This window comes from Cupriavidus sp. SIMBA_020, from assembly GCF_046535395.1.
GTDB lineage: Bacteria > Pseudomonadota > Gammaproteobacteria > Burkholderiales > Burkholderiaceae > Cupriavidus > Cupriavidus campinensis.
Genome location: NZ_JAWRWU010001000.1, coordinates 1 through 258 on the forward strand (window position 1 = coordinate 1; position 258 = coordinate 258).

Below are 258 nucleotides of genomic sequence, written 5' to 3' on the forward strand. Positions count from 1 at the left end.
CATGTTCAAGCCGAGCAATGCGATATTTGCAGCTCCCGCAAAAAGCTCGAGAGCCTGAACGCTATAGAAGACAGCATCGAACTCGCCCCCCTTCGCCTTGGTCGCGAGGAAAAAGGCCGCGGGCATGAGCACCAGAATGCCGTTGGCGGCGATCAGCTGTGTGCGCCTGATCTTCGCGTCGACCAGCATCGGTCGCCGTCCCCTGGCGGAAGCGAACCCTGAACCTCCCGTTGCTGCGAGCGCCGGAACAAGTAGCGT

1 pseudogene is annotated in these 258 nt (G+C 60.9%); it reads right to left on the reverse strand.

Annotated elements, in window-relative coordinates:
* Window positions 1-189: pseudogene (locus SB751_RS32480) on the reverse strand (hypothetical protein); the annotation flags it as partial.
* Between the last annotated feature and the right edge of the window lie 69 nt (window positions 190-258).